The sequence below is a fragment of the Algibacter mikhailovii genome (assembly GCF_014651495.1).
In the GTDB taxonomy this organism is placed as follows: Bacteria; Bacteroidota; Bacteroidia; order Flavobacteriales; family Flavobacteriaceae; genus Algibacter_E; species Algibacter_E mikhailovii.
In genome coordinates this window covers 246,181-263,965 of record NZ_BMWZ01000001.1, presented here as the reverse complement: position 1 = coordinate 263,965, position 17,785 = coordinate 246,181, and the positions used below count along the sequence as shown (strand labels likewise).

Annotated in this window: 17 protein-coding genes; 7 read left to right on the top strand and 10 right to left on the bottom strand. The window is 30.2% G+C overall.

Translation table 11 applies throughout. From position 1 onward, the window contains the following. On the top strand, window positions 1–324 hold the full coding sequence (locus IE051_RS01175) for a YbaB/EbfC family nucleoid-associated protein (RefSeq protein ID WP_189358661.1): 324 nt from the start codon (window positions 1–3) through the stop codon (window positions 322–324). 226 nt (window positions 325–550) lie between these two features. Continuing rightward, window positions 551–1,783 carry a hypothetical protein gene (locus IE051_RS01170; protein ID WP_189358659.1) on the top strand — a complete coding sequence of 411 codons (1,233 nt, stop codon included), beginning with the start codon at window positions 551–553 and terminating at the stop codon, window positions 1,781–1,783. Between the two features lie 153 nt (window positions 1,784–1,936). On the opposite strand, the gene IE051_RS01165 is transcribed toward IE051_RS01170, so the two are convergent. The 6 genes from IE051_RS01165 to IE051_RS01140 form a co-directional block, all read right to left on the bottom strand. Then, window positions 1,937–3,049: an ATP-grasp domain-containing protein gene (locus IE051_RS01165; RefSeq protein ID WP_189358657.1), complete on the bottom strand. Its 1,113-nt coding sequence runs from the start codon at window positions 3,047–3,049 to the stop codon at window positions 1,937–1,939. 569 nt (window positions 3,050–3,618) lie between these two features. Further along, on the bottom strand, window positions 3,619–4,635 hold the full coding sequence (locus IE051_RS01160) for a threonine aldolase family protein (protein ID WP_189358655.1): 1,017 nt from the start codon (window positions 4,633–4,635) through the stop codon (window positions 3,619–3,621). Between the two features lie 164 nt (window positions 4,636–4,799). Beyond that, window positions 4,800–5,459 (bottom strand): HAD family hydrolase, encoded by a 660-nt coding sequence (locus tag IE051_RS01155; RefSeq protein ID WP_189358653.1) that lies wholly within the window; start codon window positions 5,457–5,459, stop codon window positions 4,800–4,802. Continuing rightward, a complete protein-coding gene (locus IE051_RS01150; protein WP_189358651.1) occupies window positions 5,449–6,417 on the bottom strand; it encodes an ATP-grasp domain-containing protein in 969 nt (322 codons plus the stop codon). Before IE051_RS01150 ends, IE051_RS01155 begins: the two co-directional genes overlap by 11 nt. 40 nt (window positions 6,418–6,457) lie before the next feature. Further along, window positions 6,458–7,471 (bottom strand): glycosyltransferase, encoded by a 1,014-nt coding sequence (locus IE051_RS01145; RefSeq protein WP_189358649.1) that lies wholly within the window; start codon window positions 7,469–7,471, stop codon window positions 6,458–6,460. 716 nt (window positions 7,472–8,187) lie between these two features. Next, window positions 8,188–9,213, bottom strand: coding sequence for a glycosyltransferase (locus IE051_RS01140; RefSeq protein ID WP_189358647.1), 1,026 nt, complete (start codon window positions 9,211–9,213; stop codon window positions 8,188–8,190). A gap of 400 nt (window positions 9,214–9,613) precedes the next feature. On the opposite strand from IE051_RS01140, the gene prfB reads away from it, so the two are divergent. The 3 genes from prfB to arsC all read left to right on the top strand — a co-directional run bounded on the left by prfB (window position 9,614) and on the right by arsC (window position 11,679). Next, window positions 9,614–10,724, top strand: a protein-coding gene (gene prfB, locus IE051_RS01135; protein ID WP_189358645.1) for a peptide chain release factor 2 whose coding sequence is annotated in 2 segments (ribosomal slippage) — window positions 9,614–9,676 and window positions 9,678–10,724 — 1,110 coding nt in all. Because the reading frame shifts where the segments join, the coding sequence is not laid out codon by codon here. Then, the gene (locus IE051_RS01130; protein WP_189358643.1) at window positions 10,721–11,338 is read left to right on the top strand and encodes an HAD family hydrolase; all 618 of its coding nucleotides are present in this window, start codon (window positions 10,721–10,723) and stop codon (window positions 11,336–11,338) included. The genes prfB and IE051_RS01130 overlap by 4 nt, the downstream gene beginning before the upstream one ends. Next, window positions 11,338–11,679, top strand: a complete 342-nt coding sequence (arsC, locus tag IE051_RS01125; RefSeq protein WP_189358642.1) for an arsenate reductase (glutaredoxin) — start codon at window positions 11,338–11,340, stop codon at window positions 11,677–11,679. Before IE051_RS01130 ends, arsC begins: the two co-directional genes overlap by 1 nt. A gap of 60 nt (window positions 11,680–11,739) precedes the next feature. Here the strand turns inward: arsC and IE051_RS01120 are convergent, their stop codons facing one another. Together IE051_RS01120 and IE051_RS01115 are read right to left on the bottom strand one after the other, a co-directional pair. Then, window positions 11,740–11,907 carry a hypothetical protein gene (locus tag IE051_RS01120; protein ID WP_189358639.1) on the bottom strand — a complete coding sequence of 56 codons (168 nt, stop codon included), beginning with the start codon at window positions 11,905–11,907 and terminating at the stop codon, window positions 11,740–11,742. A gap of 93 nt (window positions 11,908–12,000) precedes the next feature. Continuing rightward, entirely contained in the window at window positions 12,001–12,642 is a 642-nt protein-coding gene (locus IE051_RS01115) for a peroxiredoxin (RefSeq protein ID WP_189358637.1), read from the bottom strand. Between the two features lie 187 nt (window positions 12,643–12,829). Here IE051_RS01115 and fumC point away from each other — a divergent pair, with 187 nt between their 5' ends. Then, the gene (gene fumC, locus IE051_RS01110) at window positions 12,830–14,227 is read left to right on the top strand and encodes a class II fumarate hydratase (protein ID WP_189358635.1); all 1,398 of its coding nucleotides are present in this window, start codon (window positions 12,830–12,832) and stop codon (window positions 14,225–14,227) included. 175 nt (window positions 14,228–14,402) lie between these two features. On the opposite strand, the gene IE051_RS01105 is transcribed toward fumC, so the two are convergent. Both IE051_RS01105 and IE051_RS01100 read right to left on the bottom strand, forming a co-directional pair. Further along, complete coding sequence (locus tag IE051_RS01105; protein ID WP_189358633.1) at window positions 14,403–14,993, bottom strand: Crp/Fnr family transcriptional regulator; 591 nt, start codon at window positions 14,991–14,993, stop codon at window positions 14,403–14,405. Between the two features lie 285 nt (window positions 14,994–15,278). Next, window positions 15,279–16,160, bottom strand: coding sequence for a DUF8428 domain-containing protein (locus tag IE051_RS01100; RefSeq protein ID WP_189358631.1), 882 nt, complete (start codon window positions 16,158–16,160; stop codon window positions 15,279–15,281). A gap of 669 nt (window positions 16,161–16,829) precedes the next feature. On the opposite strand from IE051_RS01100, the gene IE051_RS01095 reads away from it, so the two are divergent. Continuing rightward, entirely contained in the window at window positions 16,830–17,780 is a 951-nt protein-coding gene (locus tag IE051_RS01095) for a bifunctional helix-turn-helix transcriptional regulator/GNAT family N-acetyltransferase (protein ID WP_189358629.1), read from the top strand. Window positions 17,781–17,785: the final 5 nt, after the last annotated feature.

The following is a 17,785-nucleotide window of genomic DNA, read 5'->3' as shown; positions in this document are numbered from 1 at the left end:
ATGTTTGGAGATATGATGGGCATGATGAATAAACTCAAAGACGCTCAAAAAAAAGTGGAAGAAACTAAAAAACGTTTAGACACCGTTTTAATTGATGAATCTAGCAATGATGGATCTTTAAAAGTAACACTTACTGCAAATAGAACTATTAAATCTATTAGCATTGATGATACCTTGCTTGAAGATAAAGAACAGCTTGAAGATTATTTAATTCTTACTTTAAATAAAGCTATAGAAAAAGCCACGGGAATTAACGAAGCAGAATTAGCTGCCGTTGCCAAAGAAGGCATGCCAAATATTCCGGGGATGGATATGTTTAAGTAAACTATTTTTATAATAGCACATAGATACTACGCTATCAATTTTAACTTTTTACAACATTTAATTGAGGTAATTCAGGGCTAATACTTCGTATAAAATGCTAATATTCACCGATTAAAAAATACGATTCCCTTTTTTAACAATTAAAATATGTCTTTCATCTAAAAAAAACAAAGGGCGCTTAACAACCTAATAGTTTTGTTGTACTAATTTTAACAATATTACTATTATGAAAAAAGCATCCAAACTACTATTATTATTAATGCTATTTATTTCATTTTCTTCTTGCCAGACAGAACCTGTTGCAGGCGAAGTTGCAATAGATGAAGTCACTTTAGAAGAAATTGAAGCCGCCTTAGAAGATGAAATACTAATTTCAGATGGCGAAGAAGATCTAACTTTGGAATTTGATTCTGAGAGTGAAATATTAGTTACAAGCCTAGCTAGTACAGGAAAATATTCTAGTAAAAAAAGTGTTTCTTGTATTCCTGACATTGAAGGATTAGCAATAAATCTTCCTGATGTAATAAGTGCAAAAACGAATAAAAAACCTGGTGTAAATTCTTATTTTTCATTAGAAATTTTAGACAGTAATCTTGCCGGTATAGACATACCAGCTTGGTGCGTAGATCAAGATTTAAGTCTTGGTGTTGAAGGTCCGTTTGATTTTGAAGTGTATTCTAGTTATGAAGAACTGCCCGAAGGAAAATTTGAACATCCTGAAAATTTTGATTTAGTTAACTGGGTTTTAAATCAGTCATTTATTGGTCAAGAAAGCCCAAATGGAGGTGTTTACGCGTTTGGTCATATACAATGGGCTATTTGGGATTTAGTGGATGATTCGGTTTGTCAAGATTGTTTGTATCTTACTGATCCAACAGGAGAATGGAAGTCTAACCCAGACAATATACGTTTAGCCCAAGAGATAGCTCAAAAAGCAAGGGACTATGGTCAAGATTTTATTCCTCAATGCGGTCAACAAATAGGCGTTATTCTTGTTCCTGATGGCAAGCAATCCATTATAATTACTCAAGAGGTACAACCTAAAGAAGAAGAGTGTGTTACATGTAAGGAAGGCGTAAAAGATTTAACTCTTAAATTTGATTGGTGCAAATCTAAAAGAATCAAAATTTATCAAAAGAAGGAAAACACATGTCGTGGAATAAAAATATTTGACAAAAAATTAGAATCAGGAGAAGAATTCACAATTAATGGAGCTAATGGAGATGGATCATTTGGAAAGTACATATACATCTTTATTGGTAAATGGTATTACACAAAGATCAAAACTAATTGTGATATAAAAATCGGTCCAGGCTATACTAGAGGCGTTTTTGAAGTAATAGAAGGCCATAATATAGATGACAGTGAACTTTGTGAATATATAAAGCCAGAATTTAACAAATGTTACAGACACTGGGGATGTAAACACTACGCAAAATGTAAATACAAAAAGTATTAATTTAGTGTAAATTTAAATGATACAATTATAACAGTATTAGCTGTATAGTATCTTGAAAAGGATAATAAAAGGAGTAGAAACTAGAAAGTTTCTACTCCTTTTTTATTTAAAATAAAAGACACTTCATTTTAATCGGGGTAATTATATAAATAATTATTGCAATTTGACCACCGATAAGGCTTTAAATACAATAGGCAATGGGTCTTTTATTATGAAACTTATTGGAGAATACTTGAATATATATTTTAGGTTAAAAATAAAAAAGGGGTTCTTCTTAAATCGCTTAGCCAATCCTTCTAAACTCAAATATGACATAGGTATTATTTGTTGACTTCCTGGCTTCTGACCTAACGAGGAAAGACAATATAAATATGGAAAGTTGACACCTGCAATTGAGGAAGCATCAGTACCTAACCAAAACCTAGTATTTATTTCAAGAATTTTAAAAACATTATTTTTTTCATCAAATCTCAAGTCTACATTGGCTATGCCCGACCAGTTTAAGCTTCTCATAAGATTTCTTGTAAGCTCAATAAGATCTTGATTTTCTATAAAGTCAAAACCAATTTGAGGTGTTAAATGACCTTTTCTAAAAACTGTTGCCTTTTGAATTGAATGAGCTATCAATTCGCCATCTTTGCAAAGAACATTACAACAAAGATCATATCCTACAATATACTCTTGTATAATAGTATCGCACTTAAAGTTATTAGCCTTAAAATAATTTATTAACTCTTCATGAGTTTTAACTATTGCTATCCCCTCGCCACCACCATAATCTTCAACTGGTTTTATTATCACCGGAAAAGATAGATTAACAACAATAGGTAAATGCGACTGATTAACAATTAAACTATCGGGACATAGAATATTATGCTTTTTTAAGTGAAGGAATAGAAAGCCCTTATTTCCAGCTATACTAAAATTTTTAAGGCTTGGTAAGTCACATAGCTTATCGGGATATTTAAGCTTATTTCTGTTTTTTAAAAGCGCTTTTATTCCATTGTAATATATCGGCAATACAATATCTATTTGATGTCTTTCAACTTCTGAATTAATATGAGCAATCCAATCTTCAGTGGTTGTTTCTGGATAGTAGATGTATTTTTTAATAAACCTTGAATATTTCATGTAGCCCTTTTTCTTAGAAGAAATCACATAAATATCCACTCCTTTTTCTAAAGACAAACAATTAACAACATATAATAAAACATGAGTTTCTCCATCTGGAATTAATACCGAAATATTTTTTAAGTTCTTAGCCATCACCAATTAAATCTTCCACCAATTATTATATTAAACCAATTATTTCTATCATTTTATGATGCATGCTACCAATAGAATTTATTAAGAGTTATAATGCGATAGTTACCAATGCCAATTATAATTATATGAAATTTTATTATGCGAGTTTTTTAGTAAATTCAATTTCATTAACGACATCAATTAATTCAAAAAATATAATAAAAGTAAATATTTCTTTCTTCAATAATATGATGTAATCGAGCATTTCCTTTGGCACAATCATCGAATCTAAAAGATGTGCTGTATTGAATTAATTACTTATTTGAAGAATAAAAAAACAAAATGTTTTATTAAAAACTAAACCTTAATAAACCTTTGATTTGGACATATAGTATTACTGAATAAATATAATAATATTACCACTAATAATCGTCTAAAAACAACATTTAGTCGACAAAAAAGCATGATTATTTCAATACATATAAGTGTTACCGTTCAAAAATTAATAAAACATGAATTTTTACGCCTTGAATTGATTCAGGAATATTTTTAAAATTCAAGTTATTTTCAATTAAATCACGCAACATTTATTATATTGATGAAATTATTTCAATCAACTTATTATGCATGCTATCAGTATAATTCATATGGGTTACCATACGTAGCTTACCCCCACCCATACTAATGATATGAATATTTTCTTTTGCAAGTTTTTGAGTAAATTCATATTCATTAATAGAACCTACTAATTCAAAAATAATAATATTAGTTTCTATTTCTTCAACAGTTTTGATACTATGCAAATTATTCAATACATCACCTATTTCTCTAGCTTTCAAGTGGTCTTCATGCAGCCTTTTAACGTTATGTTCTAATGCGTACAAACCAGCTGCAGCCAAATAACCTGCTTGCCTCATGTTACCCCCAAAAATCTTTCTTATCCTAATAGCCTTTTGCATTATTTCTGAGTTTCCGGTAAGAACAGAACCAACAGGACAACCTAAGCCTTTACTAAGACAAACAGAAATGGTGTCAAAGGCATCACCATATTGCTCAGTAGTTTCATTTTTTGCAACCAAAGCATGCCACAGTCTGGCTCCATCTAAATGAAACCCTAGTCTATTTTCATCACAAACCCTTTTTATTTTTAAAATCTCATTAAAATCCCAACAAGCTCCACCTCCTTTATTGGTTGTGTTTTCTAGCTCTATTAAACTTGTATTACTATAATAATAGGCATCTGGATTAATCGCTTCTAAAACTTGACCTGCATTAAACATACCTCTTTTTCCATCAATTAATTTGCAAGAAACGCCACTATTGAAAGAAGCTCCTCCAGATTCATAATTGTATATATGGGCATACTTGTCACAAATAACTTGATCCCCAGGATTTGTATGTAGTTTTAAAGCAGTTTGGTTAGCCATAGTGCCACTAGGAAAAAATAGGGCCGATTCTTTATTAAACATTTTGGCAACCTTAAGTTCTAATGCGTTCACAGTGGGATCCTCTCTAAAAACGTCATCACCAACTTTAGCTTGCATCATAGCTTCCAACATAGCTTTTGTTGGTTTTGTTACGGTGTCACTTCTAAGATCTATAACCATATTTATTATTAGTATTTGCGTTTTTGATTATAAATAAGATAAATTATTGGAGATAATTAGAATACAACTAATGAATTAATAAGTATAAATTTAGACTTCATTCGATAATATTTTAACACAATCAATGAAAGTGTAATGATCTTTTTCTAACCTTTGGATTATAACTAAATATTAATTATTTCTAAGGTCTCAGATAATTCCTTAATTCTATATTTTGGTAAATACTCTAAAGGTAAATCAAAATTTTGTTGATGTATATTGAATCCTTTATCCATTAGGCATATGGTTGTCCATCCTAACTTATTTGGACTAATAAAATCTTTTTTTACATTGTCAGCAATATAGTAATAGTGCCCGTCACCATACGTTTTTTCAAAATGTAAATAATTATCTACATTTGGTTTCTCACTACCAAACTCCTCTGAAACAATGATTTCATTAAACCATTTATTAAGACCTAGAGCTTCAATTTTATTTCTTTGTTGGACACTTCTACCGTCGGTTAATAATCCCAAAGGAATGTTTAAAGCATGTATTTTTTTTATGCACTCAAGCGTTTCTTCAGCAACTGTAATCTTAGGTTGGTGGTTTCTATATGATAATAACAAATCAGTAATACTTAAGTCTGATTTGTTTTTTTCTAAAACATCCTTAAATACATTGCCTCCTTTAGAATAAATATCCAACATGTTATTAAACACTTCATTAACATCTGAATCATCGGCTATATTGAAAGCTATTTCTTTGTATGCAGATTTTAAATAGTCAATTTCGGAATAGAGGGTATCGTCTAAGTCAAAAACTACAGTTTTTTTATTCTTCATAGTTATGTACTAAAACCTCATTATCATACCTAAGCATTAATAAGTTTTCTTTCCAGCTATTGCAAAAATTAATTTCTTTATTATAAATATACTCTTCAATAACCCATTTGGTGTAATTTCCGCCAGCTAAATAGGACAATGGGTAACCTCCACCAAATCTTGGATTTATTTCAATTCCAAAAAGGTCATTTGTTTTAATATTCATGAAAATCTGAACCGTTATACATCCTCTTGCACCGTCAATTTGTGCAAAATTAGATTTAAGAAATTCATTTATCTTATTTCTTTTAGTTATCCCTTTGCTTACCTCACCTCCTCTAACTTCAATACGCTTTCTTGGAATAACACATTTGAGTATTCCTTTTTTCGAATAATACAAATCACAAGTATATTCATCATGAAAATCATGATCTAAATACTCAAAAAAACACAAAGATTCATTTTCAAAAAAATAGTTAATAATATCCTTTTGTTTTTTGACAATATAGTTATCGATGCTATTGCTTCCTCTTAAAGGCTTAATGAAAAATGGTAACTTATAGTTGTCCTTCTCGTATACCTTTGGAGTAGCCAAATTGTGATTATTAAAAAATTCAGCCGTTTTAATCTTATCCTCTCCTATTTTGATAAAAGATTCATCTGATACAACAATTGTAATACCATTTTGCAAAAACAAGTCTCTGTTCTTTGCAAACAAATCAAGCTCTGTATCTAATGTTGGAATTATTAGCACTATTTCATGCTTCTTACACTTCTTTAATAAATCGTCTATATAATCCTTATCTGAAAAGCAAAGCGTCCTAAAAAAAGAGTCTGCAATTTGTACCGCAGAGGATAAAAATGGTTCTGAATCACAAGCATATACTTTAGAAGAAGCATCAATTTTACTAAGTTCTTTTTGAAAAGATTTCACCAACGAAACTCTTCGACCTGCAGACGATATTAAAATGTTTTTCATTTATTATTTAATTACTTCTTCTAATTATATCTCCTTAAATTTAGTTAGAACGCAATATAGGATTCAATAGTTTAAATACTAAAGAATATAAAAACCTATTATTGAAAATCTTAACACAAATATAATAATGTAATCCCTTATATCTATCACCCAAAAAACTATTAAGGGGGTATGCACCAATTTCTTTCATATTGCAAAATACTGAATTCATTTGGTCTTTTTTAATATGTGAGAATAACATTCTATAAAGCATAAAAAAAACAAATGACTGTTGTCTAGATTTTACAAACTTTAAGCATTTTATATTTGATTTATTACTTTCAAGTTTATCAATAATTGGCTTAAAAGTTTTTGCGGCGTTTTCATTATCAAAAATAACCTTTAAAAAATGTTCTCTATCCCTATTTGTCATAGCTGAACCTGGAGCTTTTACATGTCTATGTGCATCAATTGGCAAATGAGCCATGCAATTCGCTCCTAAAAATATATTTATGGTAAAAATAGCATCTTCCATCCATCTACCCTTAATAAATCTTAGTCTTAATTTGCTTACCAGTTCCTTTTTAATTATATACCACCAAACTTCATTGGCATATCCATATTCACCAATGTAATCTTCACCGCTCATTACTTTAGAAATAATTAAATCTTCATTCTTACTAGTAGAATTATACATTTTTGAACTAATCGTACTTTTAGAATTAAAGGTTAGTATATCTAATGAATTTTCGTAACATTTATTTAAAATTTCTCCCAAAATATTGGCTGCCAAATAATCATCCGGATCAATAAAATAAATATATTCCCCTTTTGCTAAATCAAGACCAGTATTTCTCGCACATCCTACTCCAGCATTTTTTTGTGAATGAATATGAATATTTTTATTTTTATCGAGGTAATTTCTTGCAATTAAAACACTATTATCTTTTGAGCCATCATCTATTATAAGGATTTCATATTCATCACCTCTAAGATTTTGATTTAATAAACTGTCCAAACAATATGCAATATATTTTTCAACATTATAAACTGGAATAATAATACTTAATTTCAATTCTTTATATCTTTTTTAAAACACCAATCCAAATAAAAATATCTTTATGGGTCAATATTTGCTATTAAAAATTCTTTTCGAAAGTAATTCTATTCGATTTAGGATATAAATATACTCGTTGATTTGTAAAAATTTCACCTTTAAGATCAAATTATTTTAAAGTGTAAAGTGTACAGTGTAATAATCTCAGACTTTTCTAAATAACTAAATTTCATTTCACTAGTTTATTTGATTACATTGAATAAAAGTCAAACATTCTTATCTTATTATCATTGCCATAAAATAGTTTTATTTTAATCACACTTAACACCCGTGATAGCAACTTATTTCTAATAAATAATTCTAGACTAGCAATAAAAACAAACAACCTCAAGTTTATATCTAAAGACCTATCTATCTAAGGACTAAAATAGCAAAGGAAATGTACACAAAATATGCTTTTTATTAAAATTGATAATAAAATAGTTAAAATTCTATAAATATTCGATGAAATACGTGTTTTGTCTTATACATTATTGTGATGAAAATATTGCAAAAAAAGTAACAGATTGGGTTATGATAAGAGTTCAGCCATGCCTATTTGAATTAAGGATCTTAATTTAATATAAATGTCTAGACTTATGGCAAGATTATATCACAAGGTTTTGTTTAATACAAGTGCAAGTTTGAAATAATTCTACTATCGACTTATGTATTTATGCCAAAAATGAATAAAATTATTTAATAACTCCTTTAAATACTTTGTTTCGTATTGGCAACAAAACATTTAAAAACCTTTGTTTATTAATAATACTACATAAAAACCTTAAAAAGAGCGTGTTATACTCTTTTCCTGTCAAATGGTTTAACGGATATGCACCTACCTCTTTTAAAGACGCAATTGCATCATTAATTGAACTAGCGCTTCTGTTAGTTTTAATCATGTTAATTATAGCTGAAAAAGTAAAAACATCTCTCCTAAAAAGCAAATTAGAAATCAATATTTTATCCTCCTTATTTCTAACTTCAATTTCATTAATAAATCTACTATACTTGTTAATCATAACCAATCTATTATCTATTAATAAATTGCGTTTATCAATGTCTTTGTTTCTAGAAATAGATTTAGGTGACTGATAGTATTTATGAAAAACAATAGGTAAAAATATCATTTTTTTAGTTGACCATAATAATTTTAAGGTAAATAGCACGTCGGCGTTAAACCTATCATTATCAAATGTTATATTTTGATTAATAAGAAAAGAACGTTTTACAAAATACCACCATATTTCATGATTTAAATTTCTTCTTCTTACCAAAAACTCTTTTCCAGATATAAGCTCTGGGCTCTCCAAGGTTTCCTCATTTCTTTTCCATTCAAATCTTTTAATTAAAGTAGTTCCTGAAGATTGAAATCCTAATAATTCCACATTATTTTCAATCATGCAATTTAACAAAGTCCCTAATGAGTTATTGGCTATATAATCATCAGCGTCTATAAAATAAATATAATCCCCTTTTGCCAATTTAATTAGTCGATTCCTCACAACGTATACACCAACATTATTTTCAGAGTAATACTTTATATTGGGATATTTTTTTTTATACTCCAAAATTATGTTTCCGGTATTATCAGTAGAACCGTCATTCATAATAACTATCTCATAGTCATCCATTAGGATATCTTGACTTATTAATGTATCCAGACAATGCGCAATATAATCTTCGCCATTAAAAACTGGAATCAATACACTTAATTTCATATGATATGGGCTCTACCTAACAAAGGAAAATACATGATTTAAATACTGTAATCCTGTCTAATTAAACAAAAATTATTTCTTAAGTGGGCGTAAAAATATATATATTATTCTGTAGTAGGGATATAAAAGATGAAAAAAGGTGAATTTCACATTAATTAATATGTTTTTTTATTTTTCCGAGAAAATATCATATAAAAAACTATTTGTTTTAAAAATTAAAAAAATAATAGCCCTTTATTTTTAATTAAATATTCATAATCAAAATGTACAGAGCTATATAATTTTAATATTGCAATACATATTCTAGCTCAGTGCGTAACGCTTTTTAGTTAAAATTTAAAAGCTAATATTTTAATAGTAATAACATAATAATCCTATTTTTGTTTAAAACCTAAAAGAAATGATAACATCAGATCAAATTAAAGATCTCAACACCCGCCTCGACAAACTTAGGCACTATCTTTGACATAGATGCCAAGCTCATAGAAATACAAAACGAAGAAGAACAAACTTTCGACCCTAATTTCTGGAATGACTCCAAAGAGGCAGAACTTATAATGAAATCCCTTCGTGTAAAGAAAAAGTGGATTCAAGATTTTAAAGAAGCCAAAACGCTCGTTGAAGACCTCGAAGTTATTTATGAGTTTTTCAAAGAAGAAGAGGCCAGTATAGAAGATGTTGAAAACCGCTTTGAGAAAGCCTTGAACTTATTAGAGGATATTGAATTTAGAAATATGCTTTCTGAAGACGGAGATAGTCTAAGTGCCGTACTTCAAATAACGGCTGGTGCTGGAGGTACAGAAAGTTGTGACTGGGCAAACATGTTAATGCGCATGTATTTAATGTATGCTGAAAAAAGTGGGTTCAAGGTTAAAGAACTAAACTTCCAGGAAGGCGATGTTGCAGGTATCAAAACAGTAACTTTAGAAATTGAGGGCGATTTTGCGTTCGGTTGGTTAAAAGGTGAAAACGGTGTACACCGATTAGTCCGTATTTCGCCATTTGATAGCAATGCCAAACGTCATACAAGTTTTGCTTCTGTTTATGTCTACCCTCTTGTAGATGATTCTATTGAAATAGAAATTAACCCTGCTGATATAGAAATTACAACAGCTCGTTCTAGCGGAGCTGGTGGACAAAATGTAAATAAAGTAGAGACAAAAGTTCAGTTATTGCATAAACCTTCCGGAATTCAAATTCAATGTTCTGAAACGCGTTCACAGCATGATAATCGATCTAGAGCTATGCAAATGCTTAAATCACAGTTGTATGAAATTGAGCTACAAAAGCAGTTGGCTCAACGTGATGATATAGAAGCAGGAAAAATGAAAATTGAATGGGGTAGTCAAATACGTAATTATGTGATGCATCCTTACAAATTGGTTAAAGATGTAAGAACAAGTCATGAAACGGGGAATGTTGATGCCGTCATGGATGGAAATATCAATGATTTCCTAAAGGCATATTTAATGATGATGGGGCAAAAAGTAGAAGAAGACAATCAGTTATGAATAAAATAGATACCATAATATTTGATCTTGGTGGTGTTCTAATCGATTGGAATCCTGAATATGTTTTTTTAGATGTATTTGATGGTAACCGAAAAAAAATGCAATGGTTTTTTGACAACATTTGTACAAGTGATTGGAACGAAAACCAAGATGCTGGTCACCCATTGGCAAAAGCAACCGAAGAGCGGATGGCACTTTTTCCAGAATACAAAAAAGAAATTGAAATGTTTTATGGCAGATGGGTGGAAATGCTGGGAGGAGCTATTACTGGGACTGTAAGTATTCTTAAAGCACTTATAGATTCAAAAAACTATAAGGTGGTTGCTCTAACAAATTGGAGTGCAGAGACCTTCCCCATTGCACAAGAGAAATTTGAATTTTTGCAATGGTTTGAGGGTATTATTGTTTCGGGGGAAGAAAAAACTAGAAAACCTTTTGATGACATCTATAAATTAACCCTTGAACGTTTTCAAATAAAAGCCGAAAATGCCATTTTTATAGATGATAATTTAAGAAATATTGAGGCTGCGAATGCACTTGGAATACATGGGATTCAATTTAAATCGCCAGCAGATTTAAAACAACGACTAAAAAATTATAATATTATACTGTAATGATACAAATATATCACAACAACCGCTGTAGTAAATCGCGCAGTGGATTACAAATACTTGAAGAATCTGGTAAAAATTTTGAAATTGTTAAATATCTTGAAAATATACCAACATTTGATGAACTAAAAACCTTAATAGATCAACTGGGGATGCCCCCTATTGATTTAATTAGAAAAAATGAGGCTGTTTGGAAAAGTGATTACAAGGGTAAAGACTTATCAGATAGTGACATTATTGAGGCTATGATTAAAAACCCTAAATTAATTGAACGTCCAATTGTAATTAATGCTAACAAGGCTGTGATTGGAAGGCCCCCGGAAAAAATTCTTGATATTATTTAAACATATGAAATAAAAAAGGAAGCCTTGAGCTTCCTTTTCTATTTATATTAATTATATCGCTTAACGTTTAGCTTTTTTTTCTTCTCTTATTTCTTTTAATCTTTCAATTAAAGATCCTCCAATCCAATAAGGGATTACAAAGGTTAATAAAAAAATCATCAACCAAAATCCAATTGTTAAAATGGTTAAGAATGCTAAAAAGCCTAAATATTGATCAAAATCAAACATAATAATAAGTGTCGGTTATAAAACTGGCACAAAGATAATGTAAAGGCATTTCTTATACAATATCAAATTAAATTTTATTAACAGAATTATGAACTAGTCCAAATTGGGTTGAGGCGTCAGTCGCAAATAAGGTTTTACTTCTTTAAAACCTTTAGGAAATATTGCAGGAATATCTTTAGTTGCAATAGCTGGCACAACTACGACATCTTCACCATTATTCCAATTTGCTGGTGTCGCCACTTTATGATAAGCCGTAAGTTGTAACGAATCAATAACACGTAATAACTCATCAAAATTTCTTCCGGTAGAAGCTGGATACGTAATAATAAGCTTAACTTTTTTATCATTTCCAATTACGAAAACCGAACGTACCGTAAGTTTACTGTCAGCATTCGGGTGTATCATATCATATAATTCAGATACTTTTCTGTCCTCGTCGGCAATAATAGGAAAATTAACTTCGGTATGCTGCGTCTCATTAATATCATCAATCCATCCTTTGTGAGACTCTAAACCATCAACACTTAATGCCACAACCTTTACGTTCCGTTTATCAAATTCGGCCTTATACTTCGCAACAGTACCTAATTCAGTGGTACAAACGGGCGTGTAATCAGCCGGGTGTGAGAATAAAATCCCCCAACCATCGCCTAGCCACTCATGAAAATCAATTGTGCCCTCTGTAGTATTCGCTGTAAAATTTGGAGCAACATCTCCTAATCTAATCGTTGCCATAATATTCTATTTTATTTTGATTATACTTTATTTTATTTCCTACTAAATTAATAGATTTTAGCCCATACTAAGACATAATAAAAGTTATATAAATGTTAAAAAGATGTTCTAAAAACTAACAAAAATCATATCTAAAAAGCCTATAAAAATCTTACCTTAGCCCTTCAAAATTTAATTATTACTTAAGATGAGTTACAGAATAGAGAAAGATACCATGGGCGAGGTTAAAGTACCTGCTGATAAACTATGGGGAGCACAAACTGAACGTTCAAGAAATAATTTTAAAATTGGTGCTCCGGCATCTATGCCTTTAGAAATTGTTTATGGTTTTGCTTATTTAAAAAAAGCAGCAGCATTTACAAATTGTGAACTAGGTGTTTTAACTTCTGAAAAACGTGATTTGATAGGTCAAGTATGTGATGAGATTTTAGAAGGTAAACATGATGACCAATTTCCGTTGGTTATTTGGCAAACAGGGTCAGGAACTCAAAGCAACATGAATGTGAATGAGGTTGTAGCCAATAGAGCGCATCAATTGGCAGGAAAAATAATTGGGGAAGGTGAAAAGACCATCCAACCTAATGACGATGTTAATAAATCACAATCATCTAATGACACTTTCCCTACTGGGATGCATATCGCTGCTTATAAAAAAATAGTAGAAACCACTATTCCTGGGGTTAAACAATTACGAAATACATTAGAAAGTAAATCCAAAGCATTTAAAAACGTCGTAAAAATTGGACGTACACATCTCATGGATGCCACACCTTTAACGCTTGGTCAAGAGCTTTCAGGATATGTAGCCCAATTAGATCATGGTTTAAATGCCTTAGAGAATACATTATCGCACTTGAGCGAATTAGCACTGGGAGGTACGGCAGTTGGTACTGGATTAAATACACCTCAAGGGTATAGTGAACTTGTTGCTGAATATATTGCCAAGTTTACTGAATTACCCTTCATCACTGCTCCAAACAAATTTGAAGCCTTAGCAGCTCATGATGCTCTTGTTGAAACACATGGTGCATTAAAACAATTGGCTGTATCCTTAAATAAAATTGCAAACGACATTAGAATGATGGCTTCTGGACCACGTTCGGGTATTGGTGAAATAATTATTCCTGCTAATGAACCAGGAAGTTCTATTATGCCTGGAAAGGTTAACCCAACACAGTGTGAGGCTATGACGATGGTTTGTGCGCAAGTTATGGGTAATGATGTAGCTGTATCTGTTGGCGGTTTACAGGGGCACTATGAACTCAATGTTTTTAAACCTGTTATGGCTGCTAATGTGTTACAGTCGGCTCAATTAATTGGAGATGCCTGTGTAAGTTTTGACCTTAACTGTGCCGTTGGTATAGAACCAAATCATGATGTTATTACAAAGCTTTTAAATAATTCTTTAATGCTTGTTACTGCGTTAAATACAAAAATAGGTTATTATAAAGCTGCAGAAATAGCTAATACGGCCCATGAAAATGGTACGACATTAAAAGAAGAAGCTGTGCGTTTAGGTTACGTTACTGCTGAAGATTATGATGCCTGGGTTAAACCTGAGGATATGGTAGGTAGTCTAAAATAGACTATGAATCCAAATATATTACACAAAAAAAACAGGTAATAAATTACCTGTTTTTTTGGTTGGTTAGCTATTAACCTTTTAATTCAAAAAGGAGTATAACTCAAATATATGATACAAGCTGTTATAGGTTGTTAACATTTGTTAACACATCGACAGAATGTACTAAATATTCGTTTTATGACTCATATTCCTTGTCTGTTTTTATTTTTTTTCTAATTCTACTTAATTGCACAGGTGTAATACTTAAATATGAAGCTATTTGGTATTGAGGAATTAACTTTTCAATCTTAGGAATCTTTTTTGTTAAATTCAAATAGCGCTCTGTAGCATTCATAGATATCAATTCTAATTGGCGTTCTTCATATTTAATAAAAACATGTTCTAAAACACGATTATATAAATTACTAACATGAATATCATTCTCACATAAGTCCATAAAAGATTGAAAGTCTATTTCATAAACTTTGCAATTCGTTAAGGCTTCATAAACTAATTTTGATGGTTTCTTTTCAATCAAGCCAGTAAATGCACCAACAAAGCTAAACGGCATGAAAAAATTCTTATTATGCTCTTTTCCCGTTTCAGAACCCAAATAGGCACGCATCACGCCTGATATTAACATGTAAATTTTTGTAGGAACTTCATTGGGTTGCCCAATAATGGCTCCTGTATCAAGCTTTCTAAATTTTGATATATTAGACAGTTTGGTAAAGGTTTCTTCCGATATATCTAAAAATGACTTTAAAAAAACTAAGTTTTGATTCATAGGGCTTATGTTTACTGCGTTGTCGTTGAATCTTAACATTTACTGTACGCCATGCACATAAAATAAAGGATGGCCAGTACCACCTAAAATAATAACTTATTAACCACTAATTATAAATTTAACCATGATTTACAAATAAACTTGTTAAGGTGCTGCTTTTGAAATGTTTTTGCTAGAGAAATGAAAAAAAAAAATTGTGCCGCTTTGATAATGGATATTACCTTTTCAAAATAGAAAACCCCAAACTAGATAGTTTGAGGTTAGAATTTCTATAGGTGTTTAGATTTATTTTAAAGTAAACTCAGATGTCGATACTAAATCTTTTTCATTAAATACGTTCACAATATAACGTCCTTTTTCAAACTTAGTCCCGTCATTAGCAACAAATTCACAAATATTTAAATTCGCATTTTCATAATTAAATTTACTAATAATACTATAGTTTAAAGTTTTTTCACCAAATGCAACCTGCTCATTTAAACCTAATGTATTGTTTTTAGGATCTATAACTTGAACGTATAATTCTTGATCTCCCGCTTGTACCAACGTGTTTTTAGCAACAGTAAAACAAATTCTTACTTTATCTGTTCTTCCTGCCCTTTCTGTTGGTATTACTTTACCAGAAGTTCTTTCAATTACACCTGATCCTTTTAAATCAACTGTATTTAAAATAGAAGCATTTTCTACTACTTCTGCCAACGCATTATTTTGTACTAATAATGAATCTGTAAATATTGTGCGCTCTTCTAAACGTACACGTGTACTATCTAAAGAAGTAGCTAAATACGAATTTTCAACACGCAATGAGTCATTTTGAGCCAATAATACATCCATTTCCTTTTGTAATGAAGCATACTTTTGTTTGTATCTCCATAAACTCTTAACATTATTTTCAGAGATTTTTAAAGAATCAATTAAACCTTGAATACGGCCTCTAGCCTCAATTAAATCATTGTTAGCAACTTCATTCTCGTTAATAGCTTCATCATATTGCTTAGCCATAGAGTTTAAATCATTCATTACTAATTCTTTTTGTTCCTTCAATTCATTCATGGCTTTTTTATTGCCACTATATAAATTCATAGTGTAAAATCCTGTTCCTAAAAACAAAACTATTGCAATTCCTAATGCCACTTTTAAACCCGTACTATTTTTACTGTTTTCCATAATAAGTTGTTTTGATTCTTTTAAAGTTTAATATTTAATCTGCACTTTTAATTATTATTTTAAATATGCCATAAACAAATAATGATATATTTTAATAAACCATAATTCATTTATGATAATGGAAGGACTCATTTTATTTATCGATGTTGTTAAAACAAAATTTTAAAATAAACGCTTTTGTCAATCCAAATTTGGTGAACATGTGCAAACGTTAACCAGCATTTCGATTATATACGCACAACTTAAAAGTTTGGATGTCCTTTATCTTATATTAGGTCTAACCCTAAACAATATTATTCTTCAAACATCAGTAATTCAACATTTTAAAGCGCTAATAGAGCTATGATTAAAGTTTAAAAAATTTTAGAATTAGAGTAATGTTCAATGAAATAATTATTATTATAGTTGGAAATAGTATACAAGGGGGAGTAATAGAATTAGGTTAAGTATTAGCAAAAGTGATTAATGTCATAAGTCTTGAAGGTGTCACATTTTAGAGCTAAAGAACGCCTCAATAATTAATATATATTTTATCACAAAGTAGCTACTTCTATTCTTATGACGCTTCTCTTATTTAGCTAATCAATTCAAAAAATAACAGGTATTTATTTTTGACTTAAATTAATATTTTTATATTTACATAAGTACTTATATAAACACATATTTAAAGTGGATGCATTAAGAGTTTATGGTGAATTAGGTTTAGGTTCTAGATTAAAACGAATGAGTGACTACCTCATGAAGGAAACTCAAATAGTCTATGATTATTTCAGTATAGATTTTGACCCTTACCTTTTTCCTATTTTTAAAACTATATCTGACAAAAAAGGCATCACTAATTCTGAAATCGGGAATGCACTGCAATTTTCACAACCTGCCATCACTCAAGCTTTGCATAAACTAAATGCTAAAGGACTTATTCTATACAAAAACGATAAACTAGATAAACGCAGAAAACATATTCTTTTATCTAAAAAAGGTAAGTCTTCTATTAAAATCCTTAAGCCCATATGGATGTGTATAGAAGAAATATTAAAAGAATATACCGATGAACCTTCATCTTCTCTAATAGAGCATTTAAACAAATTTGAAAACAAATTAAATTCAAGCCGTTTTAGCCAGAGGGTGATAGAAAAAATAAAATTAGAAACAAATTATGGCCTTCGAATCATATCTTATGATAATAAATATGCAAAGGACTTTTACAATTTAAACATCGAATGGTTGAACTCTTTCTTCCATGTTGAAGCCTATGACGAAGAAGTGCTAAGTAAACCTCAAGAATATATTATTAATAAAGGCGGACATATTTTTTTTGCAATTCTGAATAATCAAATTGTTGGTACAGTAGCGTTAATGCCTATAGGTAACAAAGGGATATTTGAACTCACTAAAATGGCAGTAACCCCAAAAGAAAGAGGTAAAAAAATAGGACAGCAAATAATACAATATTGTATTGATTATGCAAAAAGCATGGGCTTACCTAAATTGGTGTTATACTCAAATAAGACATTAGAAAATGCCGTTTATTTATATCGTAAATATGGGTTTATGGAGGTGCCTATTGAATTAGATAGTCCATATCTTAGGAGTGATATTAAAATGGAATTGTTACTTTAATAAAT

What these genes read in the sequence shown, in the direction of transcription:
- IE051_RS01115 (WP_189358637.1), bottom strand. Translation starts at nt 12,642, where the DNA reads ATGGCAACGATTAGATTAGGAGATGTTGCTCCAAATTTTACAGCGAAT.
- IE051_RS01170 (WP_189358659.1), top strand. Translation starts at nt 551, where the DNA reads ATGAAAAAAGCATCCAAACTACTATTATTATTAATGCTATTTATTTCA.
- IE051_RS01100 (WP_189358631.1), bottom strand. Translation starts at nt 16,160, where the DNA reads ATGGAAAACAGTAAAAATAGTACGGGTTTAAAAGTGGCATTAGGAATT.
- IE051_RS01155 (WP_189358653.1), bottom strand. Translation starts at nt 5,459, where the DNA reads ATGAAGAATAAAAAAACTGTAGTTTTTGACTTAGACGATACCCTCTAT.
- IE051_RS01175 (WP_189358661.1), top strand. Translation starts at nt 1, where the DNA reads ATGTTTGGAGATATGATGGGCATGATGAATAAACTCAAAGACGCTCAA.
- IE051_RS01140 (WP_189358647.1), bottom strand. Translation starts at nt 9,213, where the DNA reads ATGAAATTAAGTGTATTGATTCCAGTTTTTAATGGCGAAGATTATATT.
- IE051_RS01160 (WP_189358655.1), bottom strand. Translation starts at nt 4,635, where the DNA reads ATGGTTATAGATCTTAGAAGTGACACCGTAACAAAACCAACAAAAGCT.
- IE051_RS01130 (WP_189358643.1), top strand. Translation starts at nt 10,721, where the DNA reads ATGAATAAAATAGATACCATAATATTTGATCTTGGTGGTGTTCTAATC.
- IE051_RS01105 (WP_189358633.1), bottom strand. Translation starts at nt 14,993, where the DNA reads ATGAATCAAAACTTAGTTTTTTTAAAGTCATTTTTAGATATATCGGAA.
- IE051_RS01120 (WP_189358639.1), bottom strand. Translation starts at nt 11,907, where the DNA reads ATGTTTGATTTTGATCAATATTTAGGCTTTTTAGCATTCTTAACCATT.
- IE051_RS01165 (WP_189358657.1), bottom strand. Translation starts at nt 3,049, where the DNA reads ATGGCTAAGAACTTAAAAAATATTTCGGTATTAATTCCAGATGGAGAA.
- fumC (WP_189358635.1), top strand. Translation starts at nt 12,830, where the DNA reads ATGAGTTACAGAATAGAGAAAGATACCATGGGCGAGGTTAAAGTACCT.
- arsC (WP_189358642.1), top strand. Translation starts at nt 11,338, where the DNA reads ATGATACAAATATATCACAACAACCGCTGTAGTAAATCGCGCAGTGGA.
- IE051_RS01150 (WP_189358651.1), bottom strand. Translation starts at nt 6,417, where the DNA reads ATGAAAAACATTTTAATATCGTCTGCAGGTCGAAGAGTTTCGTTGGTG.